Genomic DNA, 24,292 nt, shown 5'->3' with positions numbered 1-24,292 from the left:
AGAAGAAGGGGAGAATAAAAAATGGCAGATAAAAATTATCGTTTTGAAACATTAAGTATTCATGGGGGATTGCAAGTTGATGAAACAGGAGCACGTTCATTGCCAGTTTATCAAAGCAATGCTTACTTATTCAAAGATACAGAGCATGCCGCTAATTTATTTGGATTAAAAGAAACAGGCTATATTTATACAAGACTTCATAATCCAACAGTTAGTGTGTTTGAAGAACGAGTGGCCCTTTTAGAAGGCGGAATAGGTGCTTTGGCTACCTCAAGTGGAATGGCTGCTATTACATTAGCGATTTTGAATATTGCTGGTGCAGGCGATGAAATTATCTCTTCTTCCACTATTTATGGCGGAACATACAATTTATTTGCTAATACACTTCCTAAATACGGAATCAAAGTGAAGTTTGTTGAGCCAAATGATTTAGAGAAATTTAAAGAATCGATTACACCTAGAACAAAGGCGATTTATGGAGAAACAATTGGAAATCCAAGCCTAAATGTATTAGATATTGAAGCACTTGCTGACATTGCACATGAAGCAGGGATTCCACTAATTGTTGATAATACATTTGCGACTCCGTACTTATGCCGACCAATTGAATTTGGAGCAGATATTGTTGTGCATTCTGCAACAAAATGGTTACTAGGAAATGGAACAACGATGGGTGGAATTATTGTAGATGGAGGTAAGTTTGATTGGAATTCACCGAACTTCCCTGGATTTACGGAGCCAGATCCAAGTTATGATCATTTAGTATTTGCCGAGGCACTTGGACAGGCTGCATTTATTGTGAAAGCTCGTGTTCAATTGCTTCGTGATATTGGTGCAACGTTAAGTGCACAAAGTGCCTTTCAATTTACATTAGGACTTGAAACATTACATGTACGAATGAAAGAGCATCTTGCTAATACAAAAGTGATTATTGACTATTTAGAACAACATCCGGCCGTTGAGTGGATTTCATATCCAGGTAAGGAAGACCATTCGGATAAAGCATTAGCTGATAAATATTTGCCTAAAGGGGCAGGTTCGATTATTACATTTGGTATTAAAGGTGGCCGAGAAGCTGGAGCGGCATTAATTAATTCCGTTCAACTATGGTCACATGTTGCGAATGTTGGAGATGCGAAGAGCTTAATTATCCATCCAGCTAGTACAACACATCAACAATTGAGTGATGCTGACTTACTGAAAGCAGGCGTAAGCGCAGACTTAGTTCGTTTATCTGTCGGCATTGAAAATGTAGAAGATTTAATTGATGATTTGAATCAAGCAATTGAAAAAGCGATAGCTGCGGCAGCGAAAGAAGTTGAATAAAACAGAATAGTCGGAAATTATCGACTTTTCTAAGACAATTGCACTCCCTATATATCTGTGATAAAATCACAAACATAATTATATATGAACTTAATCTATGTACGATTTAATTATATAGGATGTTACTCTTATCAAGAGCGGTGGAGGGATTGTGCCCGATGAAGCCCGGCAACCGGCAAAGCACTCGCTTTGAAAAGGTGCCAATTCACACAAAGTGTTACGCTTTGAAAGATGAGAGGAAGGATTAGTTTTTCCTGCCTCTCTGCTCATGTAGAGAGGTTTTTCTATTAAGGGTATATAAATCACTACATAGGAGAGTTTACTATCTTAATAGGTTTTATCTATTTTAGCGGGATGAACAGTCTCTATATTGTCGGGAGTGACAACTCGTTAAAGCAACTACCTTCAATGATATAGTTCGTTGATTGGATATAGAGGTGAGTGCAGTGATTTCTTTGTCAAAAGTCAACAAGTATTTCCGCTCAGGGACTGCGAAAAATGAGACCATTAAAGCGGTTAATAATGTGAATTTAACGATAAACAAAAGTGAAATTTTCGGTATAATTGGCTATAGCGGGGCTGGGAAAAGTACCCTGATCCGAATGTTAAATGGCCTAGAAACTCCTACAGAAGGTTCGGTTGTTGTAGCTGGTAAGGAAATTTCTAAAATTAAAGGTGCTGAGCTTCGCAAAGCACGCCAAGAGATTAGTATGATTTTCCAGCATTTTAATTTATTATGGTCAAGAACAGTTCAAGAAAATATTGCCTTTCCGCTTGAAATTGCGGGTGTTCCAGCTAAAAAACGAGCAGAACGTGTAAATGAACTGATTAAGCTTGTTGGGTTAGAGGGTCGTGAAAAAGCTTATCCTTCTCAACTAAGCGGTGGACAAAAGCAACGAGTCGGCATTGCGCGAGCGCTTGCAAATAATCCGAAAGTGTTGTTATGTGATGAGGCGACTTCAGCTTTAGATCCTCAGACGACGGACTCCATTTTAGATTTACTTGTCGATATTAATCAGCGTTTAGGGTTAACGATTGTACTGATTACACATGAAATGCACGTCATTCGTAAAATTTGCCATCGTGTCGCTGTAATGGAAAGTGGACAAGTTGTTGAGCAAGGCCCAGTCCTTGAAGTATTTAAAAACCCAACGGCTCCGATTACAAAGCGTTTTGTTCAGCAAGTAACAGAGCCAGAGGAAACAAAAGAAACTATCGAGAATTTGCTAGAACGTTTCCCAAAAGGAAAAGTCATTCAACTTACTTTCGTTGGGGAAGATGTAGAAAGTCCGCTTATTACAAAGTTAGTTCGTAATTTTGAATTAGATATTAATATTGTCCAAGGGAAAATTTCACAAACACGAAATGGCTCTTATGGAACACTATTTATTCATATTGATGGAAGTCATGAAGAAATTCTTCGCGCTATTCAATTTATAGAAGAGCAGCAAGTAGGCGTGGAGGTGATGACGCATGCTTGAAGAATTATTGCCGAATATAAATTGGGAAACGATGATTGAAGCAACAAATGAAACGTTATATATGACGGCGATTTCTGTTGCAGCCACTTTCTTTTTAGGGATTATACTTGGACTAGTTTTGTTCCTAACAGGGAAGGATAATTTATGGGAAAACCGATTCATCAATTGGATCATCAGTGCTTTTGTTAATATTTTTCGGTCTATCCCGTTCTTAATTTTAATTGTGTTATTGATTCCATTTACGAAAGCGATTGTCGGAACGATGATTGGAGAAAATGCAGCATTACCTGCACTTATCATTGGTGCTGCACCGTTTTATGCACGAATGGTTGAAATTGGTCTTCGTGAAATTGATAAAGGGGTTATTGAAGCGGCAAGATCGATGGGAGCCAAAACGAGTACAATTATATGGAAAGTATTACTTCCAGAATCTATGCCAGCCCTTATTTCCGGAATTACTGTTACATCAATTGCTTTAGTCGGTTATACGGCAATGGCTGGAGTAATTGGGGCTGGAGGACTTGGAAATTTAGCTTATTTAGAAGGGTTCCAACGTAGTCAAAATGACGTAACACTAGTAGCAACAATCATTATTTTAATAATTGTCTTCATTATTCAAATGATTGGAGACTTTATTACATCAAAATTAGATAAAAGATAAGAGGGGATGAAAAGAATGAAAAAGTTTTTAGGGTTTGCTCTAATTTTAGTTTTATCAATCGCCCTAGCTGCTTGCGGCAATGACAACAAAGATAATCAAGACGAAAAAGCCGCAGATAATGCAGAAGGAAACACAACGCTAAAAGTTGGCGCATCTAATACGCCGCATGCTGTTATTCTTGAAGAAGCAAAGCCGCTTCTTAAAGAAAAAGGTATTGATTTAGAAATCGTTCCATTCCAAGATTATGTATTGCCGAACAAAACATTAGCAGAGGGAGAATTGGATGCTAACTATTTCCAACACATTCCTTACTTAGAATCACAAATTGCTAAGAATGGTTATGATTTTGTGAATGCGGGCGGTATTCATATTGAACCAATCGCGATTTATTCTAAAAAATACAAAAGCTTATCTGAACTTCCAAAAGGTGCAACACTTATTATGAGCAGCTCAGTAGCTGACCATGGTCGTGCGCTTTCTTTACTTGAAGAAAACGGTTTAATCACTTTAAAGGAAGGTATTGATAAAACAAAAGCAACAGTTGAAGATATTGTAGAGAACAAACGTGATATTAAATTTGAAGCGAAATACGAAGCTGCTCTTCTTCCGGAAATTTATGCAAATGGAGAAGGCGACGCTGTATTAATCAATTCTAACTACGCTATTGATGCTGGTTTAAATCCTGTTGAGGATTCAATTGCTATTGAAGGTTCAAAATCACCGTATGTAAACGTTATTGCAGTAAATAAGAAAGATGAAAACAACGAAGCGATTAAAACATTAGTAGAAGTGTTACGCTCAAAAGAAATTCAAGATTTCATCACGAAAGAATTTAAGGGTGCGGTTGTACCTGTAAGTGAATAAGTGATGAAGGAAGGCGACTTGTTAATTAGGCAAGTCGTCTTTTTCAAGTGTTTCTAGGGTGGATAAAAGTCAAAAAGTACTATTTTACTCTGATTAAATGAAAAAGGTCTTTCAACGATAAGTCTTGAAGGGTAAAATGATAAGTGTTGGGTTTACATACATATGGGAATACTATTTAACAGGCTTTGTTTTTGCTCAACGTGTGATTTCAAATGAAGTCATCCAACAATCAACAGCGTGTTACACGGAGACTTCAATGTTAACTATTAATGTGTAATGTGATAACGGATGTTTTCTCGTATAATAATATGTCGTAAACAAAAGATAGTAGAGGTCGATGTTTGATTTTATGTTTACATATTTGTTGATGGAATAATGGAATAAGTAATAAAGTAAGGTGTGACATAAATCACGTATAATGGTTGCTTCTTAATTAAATTTGTTATAAAATTGTAATGAGAATAAAATGAGAATACATGTTAAGAAAATAAAACACATTATTTTCTAAATAAAATAGGAATTAGTTCACGGAGGTATAATTATGTCAGGTTCTACTTTAACGATTAAAGATCTTCATGTATCAATTGAAGGTAAAGAAATTTTAAAAGGGGTTAACCTTGAAGTAAAAGGCGGAGAAATCCATGCAATCATGGGACCGAATGGTACAGGTAAATCTACGCTTTCTTCAGCGATTATGGGTCACCCTAAATATGAAGTAACAAGTGGAAGCATTACTCTTGATGGTGAAGACGTATTAGAAATGGAAGTAGATGAGCGTGCTAAAGCTGGTCTTTTCCTTGCTATGCAATATCCAAGTGAAATTAGCGGAGTGACAAATGCTGATTTCTTACGTTCAGCTATTAATGCACGTCGTGAAGAAGGCGATGAAATTTCTTTAATGAAGTTCATTCGTAAAATGGATGAAAAAATGGAATTTTTAGAAATGAATGAAGATATGGCACAACGTTATTTAAACGAAGGATTCTCAGGTGGAGAAAAGAAACGTAATGAAATTCTTCAATTGATGATGATTGAACCAAAAATTGCAATCTTGGATGAAATCGACTCTGGTCTTGATATTGACGCCCTTAAAGTTGTATCAAAAGGAATTAATGAAATGCGCGGCGAAGATTTCGGTTGCCTTATGATTACGCACTATCAACGTTTATTAAACTACATTACTCCTGATTACGTTCACGTAATGATGCAAGGTCGAGTTGTGAAATCTGGCGGTCCAGAATTAGCTGCACGTTTAGAAGCAGAAGGATATGACTGGATTAAACAAGAATTAGGTATTGAAGACGAAACTGTCGGCGAAGAAGCATAAGTAGGAGGATTTGTCATGACTACAGAAACGAAATTACCGTTTGAAAAAGAGGATATTAACTCTCTTTCAACTCAAAATAATGAACCAGCTTGGCTAACTGAGCTTCGTGTTCAAGCGTTTTCTGACTTAGAAAACCTACCGATGCCAAAGCCAGACAAAACAAAGATTGATAAGTGGAACTTTACCGCTTTCCGTAAACATTCAATCGAGAGTGAAGTTTTTACATCAGTAGATGAGCTTCCAGAACAAGTGAAATCGATTGTGGCTATTGAAGAAAAGCGTAACTTATATATTCAACGTAATAATACGCCGGCTTATACAAGTCTTTCAGCTGAGTTGAAAGAACAAGGTGTTATTTTTACAGATATTCTAACAGCGGCTCGCGATCATGCAGAGCTTGTGCAGAAATATTTTATGAAAGATGGCGTGAAAGTGAATGAGCATCGCTTAACAGCTCTTCACGCAGCATTGTTAAACGGAGGAGCTTTCGTATACGTTCCAAAAAACGTAGAAGTGAAAGAACCAATTCAATCGATTTTCTTAGTCGATGATGCGGATGCAACGCTTTTCAACCATGTATTAATCGTGGCAGAAGATAACAGCTCTGTAACGTATGTAGAAAACTATTTCTCAACTGTAGAAACGACAAATGGTATCGCAAACATCGTAACAGAAGTCATTGCCAATGCAAATGCGAAAGTAACATATGGTGCAGTGGATACGTTAAATAAAGGGTATACAACATATGTAAACCGTCGTGGTGTAGCTGGGCGAGATGCACGTATCGAGTGGGCACTTGGCTTAATGAATGATGGAGATACAATTTCAGATAATACAACGTATCTAATGGGCGATGGCTCTTCAGGTGATACGAAAACGGTTGTTGTTGGTCGTGGAGAACAAAAACAAAACTTCACTACGCAAGTGATTCATTACGGTTTACGTTCCGATGGACAAATTCTAAAGCACGGGGTTATGAAAGATAGTGCTTCTAGTATTTTCAACGGAATCGGAAAAATTGAGCATGGTGCAACAAAAGCAAATGCTGAACAAGAATCACGCGTGCTTATGTTAAGTGAAAAAGCTCGTGGAGACGCGAATCCAATTCTTCTTATTGATGAAGACGATGTTACAGCAGGACACGCAGCATCTGTAGGTCGCGTAGATCCATTGCAACTTTATTATTTAATGAGTCGTGGTATTTCCAAACAAGAAGCAGAACGTTTAGTTATTCACGGATTCTTGGCCCCTGTTGTTAATGAACTTCCAATCGAAGGTGTGAAAAAGCAACTTGTTGAGGTCATTGAAAGGAAAGTTAAGTAATGAACCCATACGAAATTCGTAAGCTTTTCCCTATATTAAATCAAGAAGTGAACGGTCAGCCATTAGTATATTTAGATAGTGCTGCGACATCGCAAAAACCGGCTGTAGTTATCGAAGCGATTGAACAATATTATCGCGGGTACAATTCGAATGTACATCGCGGAGTGCATACACTTGGAACAAAAGCTACGGATGCGTATGAAGGTGCTCGTGAAAAAGTACGTAAATTCATTAATGCTTCCTCTATTGAAGAGATTATCTTCACTAGAGGAACAACCACTTCTTTAAATACGGTAGCAAGAAGCTATGGTCTGGCTAATGTACAAGAAGGGGATGAAATCGTCATCTCGTATATGGAGCACCATAGTAATATCATTCCTTGGCAGCAAGTGGCGAAACAAACGGGTGCTGTGTTGAAATATATTCCACTTCAAGAAGATGGTACGATTTCACTTGAGGATGTACGAGCAACGGTAACGAATGCAACAAAAATCGTATCTGTTATGCATGTGTCAAACGTTCTTGGCACGATTAATCCCGTTAAAGAAATTGCGGCGATTGCTCATGAGCACGGGGCGATTATGGTTGTGGATGGGGCACAAAGCACACCGCATTTAAAAGTGGATGTGCAGGACCTTGATTGTGATTTCTTCGCTTTCTCTGGTCATAAAATGGCTGCGCCAACTGGTATTGGAGCGCTTTACGGTAAAAAAGAATTATTAGAAAACATGGAGCCGGTTGAATTTGGCGGCGAAATGATTGATTTTGTAGGTTTATATGAATCAACATGGAAAGAGCTTCCGTGGAAGTTCGAGGGTGGTACTCCGATTATTGCTGGAGCGATTGGCTTAGGAGCGGCTATTGATTTCCTAGAGGAAATTGGTTTAGACAATATTGAACGTCATGAGCATCATTTAGCTGCATATGCAATGGAAAAAATGTCGACGATTGAAGGTATGACAATCTACGGTCCGAAAGATTCGGCAAAACGTGCAGGTGTTATTACATTCAACTTGGAGGATGTACATCCGCATGATGTAGCTACAGTTCTAGATGCAGATGGGATTGCCGTACGTGCAGGTCATCATTGTGCTCAACCATTAATGAAATGGTTAGATGTTTCAGCGACAGCGCGAGCAAGTTTCTACCTATATAACACGGAAGAAGACATTGATAAGTTAGTTTCATCACTTATCAAAACAAAGGAGTATTTTAGTAATGTCTTTTAATAACTTAGATACACTTTACCGACAAGTCATTATGGATCATTATAAAAAACCGCGTAATAAAGGTATTCTTGAAGACGGCAGCCTGACAATTGATATGAATAACCCAACTTGTGGAGACCGAATTCGTTTAACGATGAAGGTTGAAGAAGATAAAGTGGTTGACGTGAAGTTTGAAGGAGAAGGATGCTCCATTTCGATGAGTTCAGCATCCATGATGACAGAAGCAATTAAAGGAAAAGATATTAAAACGGCAATGAAGTTGTCACATATTTTTTCTGAAATGATTCAAGGCAAAGAATACGATGAAGAAGATTTGGACCTTGGAGATATTGAAGCACTTCAAGGTGTATCGAAATTTCCAGCACGTATTAAGTGTGCGACATTAGCTTGGAAAGCGATGGAAAAAGGACTTCAGGAATAAACAATCAAAATGCTGATTCACATTCAGCATTTTGAAAAGGAGGAATACGAGCTATGGCAAAGAAAATGCCTGAGATCGGTGATTATAAATATGGCTTTGCGGATAGAGATGTCTCGATTTTCCGTTCAAAGCGTGGCTTAACAAAAGAAATCGTGGAAGAAATTTCACGCATGAAGGAAGAGCCGCAATGGATGCTCGACTTCCGTTTAAAATCATTAGAACACTTCTATAATATGCCAATGCCTCAATGGGGTGGGGATTTAGGAAGTTTAAACTTCGATGAGATTACGTATTATGTAAAACCATCTGAGAAATCAGAGAAATCATGGGATGAAGTACCGGATGAAATTAAACAAACGTTTGATAAACTAGGAATCCCTGAAGCGGAGCAAAAATATTTAGCAGGTGTGTCTGCTCAATATGAATCAGAAGTTGTGTATCACAATATGAAAGAAGATTTGGAAGACTTAGGAATCGTCTTCAAAGATACAGACTCTGCTTTAAAAGAGAATGAAGACATTTTCCGTGAGCACTGGGCGAAAGTCATTCCACCGACAGACAATAAATTCGCAGCATTAAACTCTGCTGTATGGTCTGGTGGTTCATTCATCTATGTTCCAAAAGGTGTAAAAGTAGATACGCCATTACAAGCGTATTTCCGTATTAACTCTGAAAACATGGGACAATTCGAGCGTACGTTAATTATTGTTGATGAAGATGCACATGTTCATTATGTAGAAGGATGTACAGCTCCTGTTTATACAACGAACTCTCTTCATAGTGCGGTTGTTGAAATCATCATTAAACGTGGTGCATATTGCCGTTATACAACGATTCAAAACTGGGCGAACAACGTCTTTAACTTAGTTACAAAACGTGCAGTATGTGAAGAAAATGCAACAATGGAATGGATTGATGGTAACATCGGTTCTAAATTAACGATGAAATATCCAGCTGTTATCTTAAAAGGTGAAGGCGCACGTGGGATGACACTATCTATTGCCATTGCTGGTAAAGGACAACACCAAGATGCTGGTGCAAAAATGATTCACCTTGCACCAAATACATCTTCTACAATTGTATCTAAATCAATTGCCAAACAAGGTGGAAAAGTAACGTATCGTGGAGTCGTACAATTTGGACGTAAAGCGGACGGAGCGCGTGCTAATATCGAGTGTGATACATTGATTATGGATAATCAGTCTACTTCTGATACGATTCCATACAATGAAATCCTTAACGACAACATTTCGTTAGAGCATGAAGCGAAAGTGTCTAAAGTGTCGGAAGAGCAATTGTTCTATTTAATGAGCCGTGGAATTTCTGAGCAGGAAGCAACAGAAATGATTGTTATGGGCTTCATTGAGCCATTTACAAAAGAACTTCCAATGGAATATGCCGTAGAAATGAACCGTTTAATTAAGTTCGAAATGGAAGGTTCTATCGGTTAATGATTATCGTTAAAAAAAGCTGCCTATTTTATAGGTAGCTTTTTTTATTGATAAGTAGCCGAAAGTTGTTGATAAATGGACGGTTCTGATTGATAAAGTGAAACTTCCATCAGTGGGGGTTTTTCTTTATCCCCCACTGATGGTTAGTCACGTTCTACGGTCACTAAGATCTCCGCTTCGCTTCAATCAAGTGACCGTACGAACCTGATTGGTGAAAGCTTACCTTTGAAAACCGCAAAGGTAAGTTTCACTATATCTCACCAATCGGACCTTTACTACAAAAGTGAGGCGACTGTTCAGCCCCGACAGCTTATGACCTCGAGGGGCTAGGAGCCGCAACTAAATGAGGGCAGTTTCCCCCACCTATCTTCTTTGACTCCTCATAAGCTTGAGGTGGGGGTCTTACTGCCCGTTAAGAGTGGGATAAAACAAAAAACTCGTTGTAAACATTCATACAGGGACAGATTCGTCTTTAGCTTAACTTTTTGGTCCTTTGAGATATATGTTAAAATAAAGAAAACTGCGGAATAGGTTGGTTAGGATGATTTATATCGGAGTAACAGGTTGGGGAGATCATCATTCTTTGTATCGTTATAGCGTGTCCCAACGTGATAAGTTAAAAGAGTATGGTGCACACTTTCCGATTGTGGAAGTGGACGCGTCTTTTTATGCTGTTCAACCGAAGCGAAATAGTGAAAAGTGGGTGAGTGAGACACCTGCTAATTTTCAATTTATCGTAAAAGCATATCAGGGAATGACAGGACATCAGCGCGGAGAAATTCCGTTTTCAAATAAGAAAGAGATGTTTGCGGCTTTCCGTGATTCACTCGAACCTTTCCAGAAGGCTGGTAAACTGGCAATGGTACTTTTTCAGTTCCCGCCTTGGTTTGATTGTACACGTCAGCATGTCAATTATCTTCGTTTTTGTAAAGCGGAGATGGGCGAAGTTCCAGTTGCGCTGGAATTTCGGCATCAAAGCTGGTATTCCGCTGTCTTTAGAGAGCAAACCTTGCAATTTATTAAAAGTGAAAAATGGATTCATACTGTATGTGATGAACCACAAGCTGGGGCAGGGTCGATACCGATTGTACTTGAAGCGACAGCTGTTAAAAAAACATTAATTCGTTTTCATGGCCGCAATGTACATGGTTGGCAGCACCCATCGGCACATAATTGGCGTGAAGTTCGCTATCTTTATCGCTATACTGAAAAAGAGCTTGTAGAATGGGTGGACCGTCTGCGTTTGCTAGAGAAGCAAACGCAAGATATATATGTGCTTTTGAATAATAATTCTGGTGGTGACGCGGCTGATAATGCAAAGCAATTTATCGATTTACTAGGGATTGAATACGAAGGGCTTGCTTCTAAGCAACTTGATTTATTTTAAATAATAGGATAATAAACAGGCTGTGTTAAAATCTATCATTTTATTTAACGGAGTCAAGAGGACGGATATAAATGGAAATAATTGTGTTGATCATCGTTGGATTTTTATCTGGAACAATTGGAGCGCTCGTTGGTCTTGGTGGAGGAATTATTACCGTTCCAGCTCTACTTTTTTTAGGGAGTTCTACTTCACTGCTTGACTCCATTACGCCTCAGGTTGCAGTTGGTGTTTCGACAATCATTATGATTTTTACCGGTTTATCATCAACATTAGCTTATATGAAGCATCAAACTGTCGATTATAAGGCAGGGGTTATTTTCTTTGTCGGCAGTGGGCCAGGTGGTATAATTGGAGCTCATGTTAATAAAATTCTTGATATACATTCTTTTTCGTTATACTTTGGTTTGTTTATGATTTTAATTGCGACAATTCTACTTGTTAAAGACCGTTTAAAGCCGCTTACATTTAAACCAGGGAAAGGCAAGGTTATTAAGACATATCGCAATAAGGATGGAATGCAAACTACATATGGCTATCATCCACTTGTTGCGATATTAATTTCCTTTGTCGTAGGTTTTAGCTCAGGATTATTTGGCATTGGTGGTGGAACAATCATTGTACCTACCATGATTCTCTTATTTTTCTTTCCTCCACATGTGGCGGTTGCGACATCCATGTTTATGGTGTTCTTATCATCGATTACGAATTCGATTACACATATTTCACTTGGAAATGTGAATTGGTTATATGCTTTAGCGCTTATTCCAGGCGCTTGGTTTGGTGCAAAGTTCGGTGCTTTTATCAATACTCGTTTAAAAAGTCGCTCGATTGAACATGTTTTGAAAATTGTATTAATTCTATTTGGATTCCGTCTCGTATATCAAGGAATTACAGGACAATAAGGGAGGCAAATGATGTCTGAAATCATTCATTTATATCATACTAATGATTTTCATAGTCATTTTGAAAACTGGCCTAGAATCGTAGAATTTCTTAAAGAAAGACGTTTGCTTCATCAAGAGACAGGTGAAGAAGCGCTTATTCTCGATATTGGGGACCATGTAGATCGTTGGCACCCCTATTCAGAGGGGACATTGGGCAAGGGGAATATTACGTTGCTCAATGAGGCTGGCTATCAATATGTAACAATTGGAAATAATGAGGGAATTACATTGCCGCATGACGCACTAGATTGCTTATATGAACAGGCGGAATTTGAAGTACTTGTCGCGAATCTATATGAGGAACAGGATAGAAGGCCTAAGTGGGTGCTGCCTTATTCGATTCATACAACGAAGCAAGGAACAAGAATTGCTTTGATTGGTTTAACTGCGTTTTTTCAAAAATTTTATTCTGCACTTGGTTGGGAGGTAAAAGAGCCATTTGTTGAATTACAAACGCAGCTTCAGCAAATTAGAGGAGAAGCAGATATTATCGTTGTGCTTTCTCATCTAGGTCTTAATGATGATGAGAAGATGGCAGAGGATTTTCCCGAAATTGATATTATTCTAGGTGCGCACACCCATCATGTACTTCATCAAGGTAAATTAGTAAATGATGTTCTTCTTTGCGGCGCAGGTAAGTTTGGTTTTTTTATTGGGCAAGTGGAGATTGATTTTGATGAGCATAGAGGAATTACAAAGAAAAGTGCCTATTTGTATGACACAAATGAGCTGCCAGAACTCGTTGGAGAAAGAGAATGGATTGAAGCTATGTATCATGCTGGTGGAGAAGCACTTCAAGAAGTAGTAACGAATTTGCCAGAACCGTTACATAATGATTGGTTTCAAAGAGAGAGGTTATCAGAAATTCTATGTTCATCATTAAGAGAGTGGGCCGAGGCAGATTGTGCTTTTTTAAATGCTGGCTTATTACTAGAAGGGTTGCCGAGCGGAGTCGTAAAAAAAGGCGACATTCATCGAATTTGCCCCCATCCGATTAACCCGTGTGTCATTGAAATACAAGGGAATGAGCTAAAAGAAATTTTATTGCAATCTAGAAATGAAGAATGGCCTCATCTTCAAGTAAGAGGATTTGGATTTAGAGGCAAGGTGATGGGAACTATGCTGTATGATCAAATCGAATTTGTGCAAACGACCAATGGGGTAGTTAAACAAATTAATATAAACGGAAACAAGCTGCAGCCGCACGACATGTATAAATTAGTTTTACCTGACATGTTTACGTTTGGTTACTTCTTTCCACAAATTCAACGTTTGAAGAATAAAGAATATTTAATGCCTGAATTTTTAAGGGATATTTTAATTTGGAAGTTGAAAAAAATGTATCCTGATTATTAAAGGATATTTCACGGTTTCGTCCTCTTTTTCATAATGTAAATAGGAGAAAGGGGCGAAATCAATTGATTAGTATGAATCCTATTAAGTTGAAAGAGTATACTTTTCTAGCGATTTCAGTTGAATTGCCAAAGACAACGTTACTTGTTGTGACTTCTGATAAAGGCTATATTATGTGTGGTGCTCTAGATGTGGCCCTTTTAAATGATAAATTAAAGGATCGAAGGATCGTAGCAGGCAGGGCAACGGGTGTTAAGACGATTGATCAGTTGTTAGAAGCGCCGTTAGAGTCCGTAACATATGAAGCAGAAGTTTTGGGCATTCACCGAGGAATGATTGGGAAAGATGCATTATTGAAAATGGTCTAATGCTGAATATAAGCGAATTTTCTATTTATACTAGAAAATTCGCTTTTTTAATGTACAATAAATATGGCTTTTCCGAAGAGGGGCATTGAAAAACTCCCTTTTTAACCGATAATAGTTATATATTGTACAAAGTATGCTTGTGAGAAATACATGCTAATGAGAACGGAGTACGGCCATGAGACTATTAGTTACAGAATCATTGAATCCAGGAGTTATCCTTGGGAAAACGATTTTTAATGAGCAAGGAAATATTCTATTAGGTGAAGGAATCACCTTAACAGAGAAAATGATCAATCGATTAGTGGCTCTTAATATACGATTTGTTTATATTGTAGATGAACAAACAGCAGACATTATACCAAGCGAGCCTATTTCAAATCAATTAAGGATGGATACGTTTAAAGCGATTGAATCTGTTTTTACTCAATTACAAAGCGATAATAAGCTTAAAACGAAAATTGTTGTCGAAAAAGCGGCTGCACGATTTACAGAGCTTGTCCGCAATATCACAGCCGAATTGAAAAATAATCAAGAGTTATTTACGTTACTAGGGGATCTTTTTACATATGATAATGAAATTTTTAGTCATTCATTAAATGTCACTTTATATTCATTAGCGTTAGGAATTGAATTAAAATTAGATGAAAAACAACTAGAATTGCTCGGCATAGGAGCTATTTTTCATGATATTGGAAAAATGATAGTGCCTGAGGATATTTTGCGGAAGCCTGGAAAGCTGACAGAAAGTGAATTTGAACAGGTGAAGAATCATTCAGAATATGGATTTATGTTACTGAAAGATATTCATACGATTTCCTTGCATGTTGCTCATTGTGCATATCAGCATCATGAGCGAATTGATGGCTTAGGCTATCCACGTGGGATTAAAGGGAATGAAATACATCAATTAGCGAAAATCATTTCGGTTGCCGATGTTTTCGATGCCGTTACGTCCCACCGTGTGTACCGAAAAGCGATGCTTCCAAGTGAGGGGTTAGAAGTTCTATATGCCGGTGCAGGGAGTCAGTTTGAAGTGGGAATTGTTGAAGCATTTCGTCGAGCAGTAGCCATTTATCCAAATGGACTGACTGTGCAATTGAATGATGGAAGAAAAGGGGTGATTTCTGGTCAAAATATTAGGCTGGGAGATCGTCCAATCGTTCGTATTTTAGAAGAATTCAATCAGACGTACGAATTAAATTTGAAAGATTACCCTCAATTAATGATTGTGCAGTGTGCGAATGCTTAGTAAAAGCTCCCTCGTGTCATCTAAGGAGTGAGAGGGAGTCTTTTGAATTCATACGTATGGAAAGAAAAAACGCTTAATCCTTCTCCTCCTCGGGCTTCATGATAGCGGGGGCAACTGTGCTTGAACCGTTACTGTAATAGCTTGGTACATCTCCGTCAATTAATATCCCGCCAGCATTGATTTTATGTTCGACAATCATATCATCGGCTAAAGATGGAATAACAATTTGCATGTTGACTTTAAAATTAACCGTCAATTCAAGAAAGACTGTATTAATGCCTGCATGGGTTAAATGTGTATTGAAGTCTGATTCGACGTGACCGATAGCCGCCATTTTAACGGGGATTTTTGGACCGTAATTGGCGAGAAGAGCATTGCCTGTAATAACGCCTAAAGGAATATAATACACCACTTCTTTGAGTTGTTCATCGTCTATCGATGAGGCTGTCGTAAATGGATTGGACTCGATAATCCCAAGCTTTTTTTGGATGTCATTCCTAATGTCTGCTTGCAAGCGAATCGATGCTTCCGGATTAATCGTATAGGAAGGAGGATTATTGTCTCCTGTATCATTCTTCATAATAACTTCATTTAAGTTTGTTTTTTCCATATTTTCATCTATAGATTCGTGAATAGCTTTTGTGGCAATTCTGTCCACTTCATTTTTAGCGATACTCATAATAACAGGTTCAACCGTTTTATTAACAAAGGAAAGAGATAAAATACTTGTGAAAATAAAAAGAATAAACGAGATAAAGAATACGTGACGTGTTTTTAGAGGTCCTTTTTTACGAAATAGTTTGGATTTTCGTCTTGCTCGAAACATGTTAAGAGCCTCCTTTAATAAAGGCTGTACGGAAAGGCATGCAAAATTATGGCTTCGTAGAAATAAGCCAAAAGTAACCAGTCTCCTATAAAGTGAAACTTCCATTAGTGGGGGGGCTTACTGCCTGTTAAGTATGGGATAAATAAAGCTTTATTCAAAAGATATGCATTAAGCTTAGCGGATTATGTTAAAAAGCGGTGAGAAATCTATCTTCTCACCGCTGAATGTTTATTCCTATTTTTTCTTTATTCTGTCATTACGTTCCCAAATTTTCAAGTATGGATAAGGATCAAAACTCCATTCAGTGATGCCATTATCTTTATAGAGACCAAAATGTAAATGAGGAGGGAACTTCCCAGAGGTTCCAGGAGGTCCGTAACCGGTACTTCCAACACTTCCAATTATTTGGGCGGGTTTAACGACTTGTCCTACTTTTAGATCGTTAGCAAAGCCGTTGAGATGAGCAAAATAATGATAATTATTATTTAAATCTCGAATACCTATTCGCCATCCCCCATATTTATTCCACCCTTTCATTTCAATGATGCCATAACAGGTTGAACGAACGGGAACCCCGTAAGAGGCAAAAACGTCCGTCCCTTCATGAATACGTCTCCCGCCCCAACCGCGAGCAGAGCCCCAGGTACTTCTGTACGTATAATGACTTCCAATAGGGAGAGGAAACGCTTTTTCCTGTAAATGTAACGTCCCCAATGTTTTATAAATTCGGGCATTTCCGATAATAATACTTACTGTTTTATCTCTTTTGTAATAATTCCATAATCCAATGCGTATATTTTCTTCATCCGTCCCATAGTTAAGTAAATAGTTTGCAAAGGTATATAAACGGTCAACATCGCTGTTGATGTCAGCACGTCCATCTCCATCTCCATCTAAGCCAATGCCGCCAAATAAGCTAATTGACAGCGGCTTAACATCAGCAAGGTTTGGATTTAATGCTCCTACCCATTTCGAAGGTTCAATATAGATGCCAATGACTCCTTTCGCTTTTTCACGGTCTTTACGGGTTAAGCGTAAATTATGTTCATACTGATCTGCTGCGGCGAGATAATACCAAGGGATCTGTAGGATAGTCTCCATATTTTGATACAATTCTAATCTCTTGGTAAATAAATCAGCCTCGGATGGTGATGAAGTAGCAGCGAAGACTGATCCGCTGCTGCATATTATGGAAATCATTATCAGAGAAAGGATGGCTCTTTTCACAATGTCAGTCTCCTTTCAATGTATGCTGTCATTAGTGTTCATCATTGGAGGGGAAATCATGAAAGATAAATTGTGGTAATCCTGCAAAAAGAGGGATTGGTCATCAAGTCCCAATCCCTACAATTTTACATATTCCTTGTGTTTTCATGGATGTTTTTGTTATTATGTCGTTCAGTAACATTTTCTCCATTTTCATTTTCTTCATCGCTTATTTTAGAGCCTTGTGGAGATTTAAGCATTTCTTGGATGGTTTTATTAAGCGAGAACTCCATGCCTTCATGATCTGATTCTAAATTTGCATAATTTTCGATATATGGAGCTAATGCAATATTGTCACTCACATACACATGATAATAGCGAGGAACAGCAGACATAGCGGTTCGCTTTACTTGATCGGCTGTTTCTTGGCGATTATTTGAATCGGTTTCATACACGACAAGTACTTCCTCATCTGTAACAAGTGTTGATACATCACGTACATCAGGGAGTTGAATACTTAAATTAGAAATGACATCGGCTAACTGTTCGCGGTCAATGGATGAAATTTGATTATCAATGTTTTGGCCCTCTACGGTTGTTTTATTAACTCGAGTAAAGCCGAAATCATCGCGGTCTCTAGCAGTATTTTGATAATCTTCATCATAGTAGTGAGCAGGGGTTCGGACTGTAAGTGGTTCTGCTGTATTTGTGTCCATGCTTGTATCGTTGTCTCCATTTGTTGAACAACCACTTATGATAAACAGTGAACTAAGTCCAATGGATAAAATTACTTTTCTCAAAGCTGACACCTCCTTATCGATTAGGTTGAGCATCTTTCTGTAAATTTCGCTTAGTAATTGATGGGGAATCAGTTATAATTTAAGGATAACTATGTATTTTGAGAGGTGAAGAACATGATTACGATCAATAATATAGCCTACGAAGTAATCGATGAGCGAAGAGATGGCTATAATGAAGAGGCATTTAAAGCCCGTTATAGTGAAATCTTAACGAAGTATGATTATATCGTTGGCGACTGGGGATATGGACAGTTAAGGCTTCGTGGCTTTTTTGATGATCAAAATCATAAAGCCACCTTTGATACGAAAATAAGTACAGTAACAGAGTACTTATATGAATACTGCAATTTTGGCTGTCCGTATTTTATCGTGAAAAAAATAAAGAAATAAGAAAAGGGGTGCCCCAAAAGGTCGTATTTTTTACGATTTGTTTGGAGCACCTTCTTTTTATGAACCTCTACTGAGTCGGTAACTAAATGATTTTAGTTAGGGTATTTATTTACACTTTATTCCCTTGTGCCGTCCGTATACGGACGTTGAGCGTTTGTATTCGGATCGTCATGAGTCGGGTGAGCACCTGGATATTGACGAGGCATATTTTCGTGCAGGCTTTTATTTTCATAGTTAAAGTTGCTGTATGAGCGTTGTTCTTCTCCCCATGGTGTGCTTTTACCTTCAACAGGTGTATCTGCACCCCGTGGTGCCCCGTAAGGTCCTTCTGGCTGGTCTTCAGGAATGATATAGTTCCGCTGTTTTTCAACATTAGAAAAATCATAATACTTTTCCTTTTTGTTCAATATAATTCCCTCCTATTAGATAGTCGTTCATCAATAGGATGTCCAATAAGAACAGGGTCATGAAGGAATTAAATGACTTCGGTTAAGAATCCACGCAGCTCTGCCGCTTCTTCTTCAGTTAGTTGAAAGGCTTGTTCAAGATACCCTTCTTCTTCTAAGTCATCGTGTCCGATAATGGCAAAACGATTGCTTTGTAAATTTAGCACTAATTTTTTGCCATAGAACCGGTCAGTCATCGTAATAGCTAAATCAAAGCGGGATTCCTCCCCCATAAAGCTCACAAATCGTGTCTTTGTATCGATTAAATCGTTGTATAAATAAAAGCGCTCTCCCACATGCATTCTCCCTTCAACATTTTATTTCTTCGTTTTATCATAACAAAATCTAAATAATAGTGAAATGTGTGCATAGAGAAGATATCTGTATCTTTTTGATGAACTTATGAAATTTTTGTGGAGGAAGGAACATCTAATGGTCGATATTTTCGACGAGATTTCTTTATTTAAGGCAAAATATGATAATATATAGGTAATATAGCCCGGGTGAAAGGGATGGGTAATATGTCGCTGAATGATAAGAAAGGTTATAAATCACTAGGAAAGTGGCTTAAACTGTTTAGTCCATTGTCTAGGCTTCGCTTCTATCCACCTCAGTTCATTGTGAGGAATCCAATGATACAAGCAGTAAATGTATCGTTTTCACAAGGATATGAAGTAGCCGTCATTGTGTTTGATATTCAAGATGTACTTCAATTCAAAGAAGAGATGGGTAAACAGCAATATGATACCTATATCAAACAGTTAAAAAAGGCATTCAAAAAAGCAATTGTAGATAGAATACCGAAAGAAGATATTCTTATTTTGCATGATTATAACAGCGATAACGTTACATTCCTTATGCGGATAGATTGTACGGAGAAAAAGTCACGTGAACTGGATGAGATTATTTATATGATTACAGCAAATGTTCAAGAACATTTGCAAGAGATAAGTCCGCAATTTAAGTCCTCGTTTATAACCGGCTATATGTTTGTTGAGAAGAGCCAGTATCCAACTGAACATGCTGTGAATAGAGCTTATAAGCAAGCGGTTATAATGACGGAAGAAAAGAAGAAAGCTGGATTTAGTGGATTAATGATGACGATAGATGACATTATTTCTAATCAACATATTCGATTGATGGTACAACCTATAGTTGAAGTAGCTACGAATCAGATGAAAGCTCATGAAGTGCTTACCCGTGGGCCAGCCGGGACAGATTTAGAAAATCCGTTAGCATTATTCTCAGCGGCCAGGCAAACAGGGAGGCTCTATGAATTAGAGCAAATCGTACTAGAAAAAACGTTTAGGCAGGTTTCAGAAAATGATTTATTGAAGCAAGTATTTATTAATCTTACACCTGTTACAATTGAGAATTTACGCTTTCCAACAGACATTAAGGCGATGTTAGACAAGTATCCAAGTATTTCAGCTGAGCAATTTGTCCTTGAAATTACGGAGCGGGAGGCCATTAATCATATAGATTATTTTATTGCCAATATTCAAAGCTTAAGACAATTAGGTTTCCAAATTGCTGTCGATGATACAGGCGCAGGTTATTCAAATTTAAATACTATTATTGAAATTATGCCGGATATTATTAAAATTGATCGCTCTGTTATTCAAAATATTGATAGTAGTACCGTAAAAGAGTCGATGTTAAAGGGACTTTTATTAATTGCGAAGGAAACAGGTTCGATTGTTGTAGCTGAAGGAATTGAGAGTAAAGGGGAAGCTATGGTATTATCAAAGAATAATGTTGATTTGGCACAAGGATATTTCTACGCAAGACCTACAGGTGTGGAGAAACTTAAAGTGTCATCTTAGAATAGAAAGGATCTGGAAAGAATGTACTTTGTAGACCGACAAAAAATTGAACAAATTTTATGTTTCCTTGAGGCCCAGTTATCGAGGTTAGAACAAAAAAAAGAATGGAATGATGAGCTGTCACAATTGGCTTTGGAAAGGATTGTTCAAACGTCTATTGATTCTGTTTTGGATGTGGGCAATGCGATGATTGATGGTTTTATTATGAGGGACCCTGGTAGTTATGAAGATATTGTGGATATTTTACTTGATGAGAAAGTAATTAGCGAGGAAATTGCGACACAATTTAAAAATGTGCTGCCACTTCGCAAAATGCTTATCCAAGATTATATTGAAGTGTCGCATGAACAGTTACAGACTGTATTTACAGCTAATCTTGCAGCGTTTACTCAATATCCGGAGTTAATTAGAACATACTTAACTAATGAATTAGGAGCTGTTTCTGCTTTTAAAAATTAGGCTATGTTGCAAGAAGGATGAAATCGTAGTTTCAGAAGCAATAAGCCGTATAAAAGGCTAAAATGAACATAGTAACTCTTTATACAAGCGACCGGTAATGGCGCTTGTATTTTTTTTAGAGATGACTATGTAATATAAAGTTGGGAGTATCACCTTATGAAGGGAGCAGTATGTATGAAATCTTATAAAGGGTATTTGATTGATTTAGATGGGACGATGTATCGTGGATCTGAGCAAATAGCTGAAGCTGCAGGATTTATCGATGAATTGCGCCAACGAAACATTCCTTATTTATTCGTCACCAATAATTCTTCGCGTACACCTGCGCAAGTGGCAGAGAAATTACGGAATTTTGGGATAGAGACAGACAATAAACAAGTATTTACTACAAGCATGGCCACAGCGAATTTTATTGCGGAAAGAAAGGCTGATGCAACGGTATATGTGATCGGTGAAGAGGGCATTCGAAACGCTTTACAGGAAAAAGGGCTAGAGCTTGTGGAAGAGAATGCAGATTTTCTCGTTATGGGGATTGATCGAGCTATCGATTACGAAAAATTAACAAAGGCTTGCTTAGTTGTGAGAAATGGTGCTGCATTCATCTCGACCAATGGGGATATTGCCATTCCAACTGAACGCGGACTGCAGCCTGGAAATGGTGCCATCACATCGGTTGTGGCGGTGTCGACGCAAGTAAAACCGATTTTCATTGGTAAGCCGGAATCGATTATTATTGAGCAGGCGTTACAGGTATTAGGTGTCTCAAAAGAAGAAGTCATTATGGTTGGAGATAATTATGATACAGATATTATGGCAGGAATCAATGCAGGGATGGATACTTTACTCGTTCATACAGGAGTGACGAAAAAAGAACACTTGCTGCAATATGAAAAACAACCAACCTTTGTTGTCGATACACTGGCTGATTGGCAGTTTGAATAGTGCAGGTAGATAAGGAGCCAAGTACAGGGAAGAAGATTGTACTGGCTCCTTGTTCTTTTTAAAAAGAACATTATTGATGCTGGGTTCATGGAGAGCCAAGGATTGGTGATAGTTTTTCTTAATCCGTCTTTTCTGCTCGATGGGCTAATCGACTAGACGCAGCAGCGGCGATAGCACCGACAATATCATCTAGAAATGTATGCACGTGTCCTGACGTTTTATCATTTAAAGATTTCAATATTCCTGGCTTCTGTTTATCTACGTATCCATAATTCGTAAACCCAATGGAGCCGTACACATTAACAATCGAGAAAGCAAGAACCTCATCTACTCCGTATAACCCTTCATCCTTTGCAATAATTGTTTGCAGCGGCTCTTCTAATAGTTTTTTTTCAGCTAGTAAATCCAGTTGAATGCCTGTTAAGATGGCATTTTGTACTTCTCGTTTAGACAGAACGCGTTCTACATTATAAATGCAATCTTCCATTTGTAAATTCTCATGATAATCTGCTTGTAAATACATAACAAGATTGGCGATATCTTCGATTTTAACTCCGCGTTTCAAGAGCCATTCTCGTGCTACTTGCTCCGTTAGTGATACTTCTGATTTAGCCATAGAATCACACTCATTTCGATTATTTTGAATGATGCTTAGCGGTTTAGAAATGTTATTCAGAAACTGTAATTTGTATCATATATATAATGTATCCCTGAGTAACAGGTTATGATACCCTACCCTTCATTTTTTAAGCATTGTACGAGTTTGGTTGGATGATTTTCAAACTTTAGTAAAGGCGGCGATTGGAATGATAGAAGAAATCATTTATCAAAATTATGGAATTTCTGTTGAGCGTGAAGAGAAGAATAGTCGCTACCCTTCCTTTCGTTCAGGTAATGTCATTTACAGCATTATTCCACTTGAAACAGTTGAACAAGATGAGCTTATGGAAAGGCAAAAAATGTCGGAGCATTTAAGAATTCAAGGAGATCAATCTGTCGCTGCTTTTATTTTGGCGAATCACGGCAGCTATATTTCTGAGGCAGACAATCAATTATTCGTGTTACTTGCTAATGAAGTAATTGAGCCAAGACGAAATCAAAAGACAGGGAGAGCATTAAGCATTTTTCACGCACAAGGACGTAGTATCGATGAGAAAATTACAAAATGTGCGCGAATTGGCCAATGGAAACAGTTATGGGAAGCTAGAATCGATCAATTAGAAAGAATTTGGAGCGATAAATTGCAAGCACATCCAAACAATGCGTTTGAGCAGTTATTTATTGAAACTTTTCCTTATTATATGGTGTTAGGAGAAAATGCGGTCCAATATTTAGTCGACACAGAAATAGACGATTACCCAGATGCGGTTGACAGCGGGACAATTTGTTATGAACGCTTTACACAAAGCACATGGAACGACGAGAGATGGATGAAAAATCCGTTTGATTGGGTATTTGATCATGCCACAAGAGATTTGGCAGAATGGGCAAGAGATTATTATCGGCGTAATATCCATACATACCAACGTGGACTTACGCAGTTCTTTCAGGACTATCAAAGCGTAGAGCATTTATCCAGCTTCTCAGCCCGTTTATTGTACGCTAGAATGCTTTTTCCGATTCATTATTACGAAACGGTTGAAGAGTACTTTACAAGCCCAACAGAGTCTAGAGCGAATGAATTAGAAGACACCCTTTCACTCATTACAAAATCTTCTCAGCAGTACGAGCATTTTTTAAAGCATTTTTATGAACTGGCTGAAATTCCAGCACAATACATGCAGTTACCGGAAGTAGGCTGGCTGTAAAGTATCCTCAATTGAGAGAAGTTAGTTGAATTCATTTTTTTAGATTCTGTTCAATAACGTTGTTGATTTTGACTCATTTTTGCTGAGGGTTCATCATCTGCTCTAGATCAGCGTTAATCGTTTCGAGAGGCAACAAGAACGGTTAGGTATCTAGAGCTTTTCTTATCGCTCATCGGCTTCTCCCTGTTTAGATAGAATCGTTTGA

At 38.0% G+C, this 24,292-nt stretch carries 25 protein-coding genes and 1 riboswitch; of the genes, 19 read left to right on the top strand and 6 right to left on the bottom strand.

What is annotated here, in order from left to right; translation table 11 throughout:
- The first annotated feature begins 21 nt into the window (after positions 1–21).
- The 14 genes from BAOM_RS20955 to BAOM_RS20890 all read left to right on the top strand — a co-directional run bounded on the left by BAOM_RS20955 (position 22) and on the right by BAOM_RS20890 (position 15,384).
- On the top strand, positions 22–1,326 hold the full coding sequence (locus tag BAOM_RS20955; RefSeq protein ID WP_127761941.1) for an O-acetylhomoserine aminocarboxypropyltransferase/cysteine synthase family protein: 1,305 nt from the start codon (positions 22–24) through the stop codon (positions 1,324–1,326).
- A 125-nt stretch (positions 1,327–1,451) separates the two neighbouring features.
- Positions 1,452–1,564: riboswitch (SAM riboswitch) on the top strand.
- A gap of 208 nt (positions 1,565–1,772) precedes the next feature.
- Positions 1,773–2,807, top strand: coding sequence for a methionine ABC transporter ATP-binding protein (locus tag BAOM_RS20950; protein ID WP_127761940.1), 1,035 nt, complete (start codon positions 1,773–1,775; stop codon positions 2,805–2,807).
- Entirely contained in the window at positions 2,800–3,468 is a 669-nt protein-coding gene (locus tag BAOM_RS20945) for a methionine ABC transporter permease (protein ID WP_127761939.1), read from the top strand. Before BAOM_RS20950 ends, BAOM_RS20945 begins: the two co-directional genes overlap by 8 nt.
- A gap of 15 nt (positions 3,469–3,483) precedes the next feature.
- On the top strand, positions 3,484–4,332 hold the full coding sequence (locus BAOM_RS20940) for a MetQ/NlpA family ABC transporter substrate-binding protein (protein ID WP_127761938.1): 849 nt from the start codon (positions 3,484–3,486) through the stop codon (positions 4,330–4,332).
- A 541-nt stretch (positions 4,333–4,873) separates the two neighbouring features.
- A complete protein-coding gene (gene sufC / locus BAOM_RS20935; protein ID WP_119118479.1) occupies positions 4,874–5,659 on the top strand; it encodes a Fe-S cluster assembly ATPase SufC in 786 nt (261 codons plus the stop codon).
- Positions 5,660–5,674: 15 nt separating this feature from the next.
- Positions 5,675–6,982 (top strand): Fe-S cluster assembly protein SufD, encoded by a 1,308-nt coding sequence (sufD, locus tag BAOM_RS20930; protein ID WP_127761937.1) that lies wholly within the window; start codon positions 5,675–5,677, stop codon positions 6,980–6,982.
- Positions 6,982–8,211 carry a cysteine desulfurase gene (locus BAOM_RS20925; RefSeq protein WP_127761936.1) on the top strand — a complete coding sequence of 410 codons (1,230 nt, stop codon included), beginning with the start codon at positions 6,982–6,984 and terminating at the stop codon, positions 8,209–8,211. Before sufD ends, BAOM_RS20925 begins: the two co-directional genes overlap by 1 nt.
- On the top strand, positions 8,201–8,632 hold the full coding sequence (gene sufU / locus BAOM_RS20920) for a Fe-S cluster assembly sulfur transfer protein SufU (protein WP_127761935.1): 432 nt from the start codon (positions 8,201–8,203) through the stop codon (positions 8,630–8,632). The genes BAOM_RS20925 and sufU overlap by 11 nt, the downstream gene beginning before the upstream one ends.
- A 53-nt stretch (positions 8,633–8,685) precedes the next feature.
- Positions 8,686–10,083, top strand: coding sequence for a Fe-S cluster assembly protein SufB (gene sufB, locus BAOM_RS20915; protein ID WP_127761934.1), 1,398 nt, complete (start codon positions 8,686–8,688; stop codon positions 10,081–10,083).
- A gap of 541 nt (positions 10,084–10,624) precedes the next feature.
- A complete protein-coding gene (locus tag BAOM_RS20910) occupies positions 10,625–11,470 on the top strand; it encodes a DUF72 domain-containing protein (protein WP_127761933.1) in 846 nt (281 codons plus the stop codon).
- Between the two features lie 71 nt (positions 11,471–11,541).
- Positions 11,542–12,372, top strand: a complete 831-nt coding sequence (locus BAOM_RS20905; RefSeq protein ID WP_127761932.1) for a sulfite exporter TauE/SafE family protein — start codon at positions 11,542–11,544, stop codon at positions 12,370–12,372.
- 9 nt (positions 12,373–12,381) lie between these two features.
- Positions 12,382–13,770 (top strand): bifunctional metallophosphatase/5'-nucleotidase, encoded by a 1,389-nt coding sequence (locus tag BAOM_RS20900; protein ID WP_306821279.1) that lies wholly within the window; start codon positions 12,382–12,384, stop codon positions 13,768–13,770.
- A gap of 71 nt (positions 13,771–13,841) precedes the next feature.
- Positions 13,842–14,135: a YunC family protein gene (locus tag BAOM_RS20895; protein ID WP_373995349.1), complete on the top strand. Its 294-nt coding sequence runs from the start codon at positions 13,842–13,844 to the stop codon at positions 14,133–14,135.
- 175 nt (positions 14,136–14,310) lie between these two features.
- Complete coding sequence (locus BAOM_RS20890; protein WP_127761930.1) at positions 14,311–15,384, top strand: HD-GYP domain-containing protein; 1,074 nt, start codon at positions 14,311–14,313, stop codon at positions 15,382–15,384.
- Between the two features lie 73 nt (positions 15,385–15,457).
- Here the strand turns inward: BAOM_RS20890 and yunB are convergent, their stop codons facing one another.
- From yunB to BAOM_RS20875, 3 genes are all read right to left on the bottom strand, one after another.
- The gene (yunB, locus tag BAOM_RS20885) at positions 15,458–16,210 is read right to left on the bottom strand and encodes a sporulation protein YunB (RefSeq protein WP_164853302.1); all 753 of its coding nucleotides are present in this window, start codon (positions 16,208–16,210) and stop codon (positions 15,458–15,460) included.
- A 234-nt stretch (positions 16,211–16,444) separates the two neighbouring features.
- Positions 16,445–17,437, bottom strand: coding sequence for a M23 family metallopeptidase (locus BAOM_RS20880; protein WP_373995311.1), 993 nt, complete (start codon positions 17,435–17,437; stop codon positions 16,445–16,447).
- Positions 17,438–17,562: 125 nt separating this feature from the next.
- On the bottom strand, positions 17,563–18,216 hold the full coding sequence (locus BAOM_RS20875) for a YhcN/YlaJ family sporulation lipoprotein (protein WP_164853301.1): 654 nt from the start codon (positions 18,214–18,216) through the stop codon (positions 17,563–17,565).
- Positions 18,217–18,330: 114 nt separating this feature from the next.
- Here BAOM_RS20875 and BAOM_RS20870 point away from each other — a divergent pair, with 114 nt between their 5' ends.
- On the top strand, positions 18,331–18,606 hold the full coding sequence (locus BAOM_RS20870) for a YutD family protein (protein ID WP_119117223.1): 276 nt from the start codon (positions 18,331–18,333) through the stop codon (positions 18,604–18,606).
- 116 nt (positions 18,607–18,722) lie between these two features.
- Here the strand turns inward: BAOM_RS20870 and BAOM_RS20865 are convergent, their stop codons facing one another.
- Together BAOM_RS20865 and BAOM_RS20860 are read right to left on the bottom strand one after the other, a co-directional pair.
- The gene (locus BAOM_RS20865) at positions 18,723–19,013 is read right to left on the bottom strand and encodes a cytosolic protein (protein ID WP_127761927.1); all 291 of its coding nucleotides are present in this window, start codon (positions 19,011–19,013) and stop codon (positions 18,723–18,725) included.
- Between the two features lie 68 nt (positions 19,014–19,081).
- Positions 19,082–19,348, bottom strand: a complete 267-nt coding sequence (locus BAOM_RS20860; RefSeq protein ID WP_119117225.1) for a DUF3055 domain-containing protein — start codon at positions 19,346–19,348, stop codon at positions 19,082–19,084.
- A 336-nt stretch (positions 19,349–19,684) separates the two neighbouring features.
- On the opposite strand from BAOM_RS20860, the gene BAOM_RS20855 reads away from it, so the two are divergent.
- The 3 genes from BAOM_RS20855 to BAOM_RS20845 all read left to right on the top strand — a co-directional run bounded on the left by BAOM_RS20855 (position 19,685) and on the right by BAOM_RS20845 (position 22,279).
- Complete coding sequence (locus tag BAOM_RS20855; protein WP_252282676.1) at positions 19,685–20,878, top strand: EAL domain-containing protein; 1,194 nt, start codon at positions 19,685–19,687, stop codon at positions 20,876–20,878.
- A 21-nt stretch (positions 20,879–20,899) separates the two neighbouring features.
- The gene (locus tag BAOM_RS20850) at positions 20,900–21,337 is read left to right on the top strand and encodes a DUF86 domain-containing protein (protein ID WP_119117227.1); all 438 of its coding nucleotides are present in this window, start codon (positions 20,900–20,902) and stop codon (positions 21,335–21,337) included.
- Positions 21,338–21,511: 174 nt separating this feature from the next.
- On the top strand, positions 21,512–22,279 hold the full coding sequence (locus BAOM_RS20845; protein WP_127761925.1) for a TIGR01457 family HAD-type hydrolase: 768 nt from the start codon (positions 21,512–21,514) through the stop codon (positions 22,277–22,279).
- 118 nt (positions 22,280–22,397) lie between these two features.
- Here the strand turns inward: BAOM_RS20845 and BAOM_RS20840 are convergent, their stop codons facing one another.
- The gene (locus tag BAOM_RS20840) at positions 22,398–22,895 is read right to left on the bottom strand and encodes a phosphatidylglycerophosphatase A family protein (RefSeq protein WP_127761924.1); all 498 of its coding nucleotides are present in this window, start codon (positions 22,893–22,895) and stop codon (positions 22,398–22,400) included.
- 190 nt (positions 22,896–23,085) lie between these two features.
- Here BAOM_RS20840 and yutH point away from each other — a divergent pair, with 190 nt between their 5' ends.
- Complete coding sequence (gene yutH, locus BAOM_RS20835; protein WP_127761923.1) at positions 23,086–24,087, top strand: spore coat putative kinase YutH; 1,002 nt, start codon at positions 23,086–23,088, stop codon at positions 24,085–24,087.
- Positions 24,088–24,292 lie beyond the last annotated feature (205 nt).

This window comes from Peribacillus asahii, assembly GCF_004006295.1.
In the GTDB taxonomy this organism is placed as follows: domain Bacteria; phylum Bacillota; class Bacilli; order Bacillales; family DSM-1321; genus Peribacillus; species Peribacillus asahii_A.
Note: the sequence above shows the minus strand (reverse complement) of the source record. Positions and strands in the feature narration are given on the sequence as shown.

What these genes read in the sequence shown, in the direction of transcription:
- BAOM_RS20955 (WP_127761941.1), top strand. Translation starts at nt 22, where the DNA reads ATGGCAGATAAAAATTATCGTTTTGAAACATTAAGTATTCATGGGGGA.
- BAOM_RS20945 (WP_127761939.1), top strand. Translation starts at nt 2,800, where the DNA reads ATGCTTGAAGAATTATTGCCGAATATAAATTGGGAAACGATGATTGAA.
- BAOM_RS20940 (WP_127761938.1), top strand. Translation starts at nt 3,484, where the DNA reads ATGAAAAAGTTTTTAGGGTTTGCTCTAATTTTAGTTTTATCAATCGCC.
- sufC (WP_119118479.1), top strand. Translation starts at nt 4,874, where the DNA reads ATGTCAGGTTCTACTTTAACGATTAAAGATCTTCATGTATCAATTGAA.
- sufD (WP_127761937.1), top strand. Translation starts at nt 5,675, where the DNA reads ATGACTACAGAAACGAAATTACCGTTTGAAAAAGAGGATATTAACTCT.
- BAOM_RS20925 (WP_127761936.1), top strand. Translation starts at nt 6,982, where the DNA reads ATGAACCCATACGAAATTCGTAAGCTTTTCCCTATATTAAATCAAGAA.
- sufU (WP_127761935.1), top strand. Translation starts at nt 8,201, where the DNA reads ATGTCTTTTAATAACTTAGATACACTTTACCGACAAGTCATTATGGAT.
- sufB (WP_127761934.1), top strand. Translation starts at nt 8,686, where the DNA reads ATGGCAAAGAAAATGCCTGAGATCGGTGATTATAAATATGGCTTTGCG.
- BAOM_RS20910 (WP_127761933.1), top strand. Translation starts at nt 10,625, where the DNA reads ATGATTTATATCGGAGTAACAGGTTGGGGAGATCATCATTCTTTGTAT.
- BAOM_RS20905 (WP_127761932.1), top strand. Translation starts at nt 11,542, where the DNA reads ATGGAAATAATTGTGTTGATCATCGTTGGATTTTTATCTGGAACAATT.
- BAOM_RS20900 (WP_306821279.1), top strand. Translation starts at nt 12,382, where the DNA reads ATGATGTCTGAAATCATTCATTTATATCATACTAATGATTTTCATAGT.
- BAOM_RS20895 (WP_373995349.1), top strand. Translation starts at nt 13,842, where the DNA reads ATGAATCCTATTAAGTTGAAAGAGTATACTTTTCTAGCGATTTCAGTT.
- BAOM_RS20890 (WP_127761930.1), top strand. Translation starts at nt 14,311, where the DNA reads ATGAGACTATTAGTTACAGAATCATTGAATCCAGGAGTTATCCTTGGG.
- yunB (WP_164853302.1), bottom strand. Translation starts at nt 16,210, where the DNA reads ATGTTTCGAGCAAGACGAAAATCCAAACTATTTCGTAAAAAAGGACCT.
- BAOM_RS20870 (WP_119117223.1), top strand. Translation starts at nt 18,331, where the DNA reads ATGATTACGATCAATAATATAGCCTACGAAGTAATCGATGAGCGAAGA.
- BAOM_RS20855 (WP_252282676.1), top strand. Translation starts at nt 19,685, where the DNA reads ATGATACAAGCAGTAAATGTATCGTTTTCACAAGGATATGAAGTAGCC.
- BAOM_RS20850 (WP_119117227.1), top strand. Translation starts at nt 20,900, where the DNA reads ATGTACTTTGTAGACCGACAAAAAATTGAACAAATTTTATGTTTCCTT.
- BAOM_RS20845 (WP_127761925.1), top strand. Translation starts at nt 21,512, where the DNA reads ATGAAATCTTATAAAGGGTATTTGATTGATTTAGATGGGACGATGTAT.
- BAOM_RS20840 (WP_127761924.1), bottom strand. Translation starts at nt 22,895, where the DNA reads ATGGCTAAATCAGAAGTATCACTAACGGAGCAAGTAGCACGAGAATGG.
- yutH (WP_127761923.1), top strand. Translation starts at nt 23,086, where the DNA reads ATGATAGAAGAAATCATTTATCAAAATTATGGAATTTCTGTTGAGCGT.